The 833-nt window shown below is 60.7% G+C and carries 1 protein-coding gene; it reads right to left on the reverse strand.

From position 1 onward, the window contains the following. Nucleotides 1-10: 10 nt before the first annotated feature. Nucleotides 11-774, reverse strand: a protein-coding gene (locus AC1DYK_RS35430) for an IS5 family transposase (RefSeq protein WP_478170528.1) whose coding sequence is annotated in 2 segments (ribosomal slippage) — nucleotides 11-459 and nucleotides 459-774 — 765 coding nt in all. Because the reading frame shifts where the segments join, the coding sequence is not laid out codon by codon here. Nucleotides 775-833: the final 59 nt, after the last annotated feature.

Genomic DNA, 833 nt, shown 5'->3' on the forward strand with positions numbered 1-833 from the left:
CTAGGGCCTGTTAACACAAACGAAGCCCATCGGCGATCAGCGCGAAGCTGATGAAGCCGAGGAACATCACATCGAGTTTCTCGAAGCGAGAGAAGATGCGCCGGAAGCCCTTGAGGCGTCGGAACAGTCGCTCAACCTCGTTGCGCCGCTTGTACATCTGGCGGTCGTACTCCCAGGGCTCGATCCGAGTCCTCAGCGGCGGCACGACAGGGATGAACCCCAGGTCGAGCGCCAACTGCCTGGTCTCATTGCCTTCGTAGGCGCGGTCCATCAACAGATGCAGTGGCCGATCCGGTCCGCCCAGGCGACGCAGCAGCGCGCGGCCTTCCGGCGCATCGTGCGCCTGGCCGGGCGACAGAGAGAACGTTATGGCCGTTCGAGCATCCGCGGCAACCATATGAATCTTGGTGTTCCACCCACCTCTGGACTTGCCGATGGCCTGGGGGCCGTTTTTTTTAACGCCCCGGTGCCATCGGGGTGCACCTTGATGCTGGTGCTGTCCAGCGAGACGGCCTCGATCCTGATGCGAACGACCTGAGAACGCTGCAACTCCTCGAACACCCGGTCGAGCACGCCAGCCTTGGACCAGCGGTTCATGCGCGTGTAGATGGTGTGCCAATTGCCGAACCGCTTTGGCAGCCCGCGCCACTTGCAGCCGTGCTCGGCGACATACAGGATGGCATTCAACACACTCAGATTCGACAGGCTGACGTTGCCTCTTTGCAGTGGCAGGCAGTGCTCTATCTGGGCGAACTGGGCTGGCGAAATCTCCATGCACGAAGTGTCTCGCATCAACCATGGTCAGCTCAATTAGTGTTAACACGCCCTAGTCG

It is taken from the genome of Variovorax sp. P2_H12 (assembly GCF_056403395.1).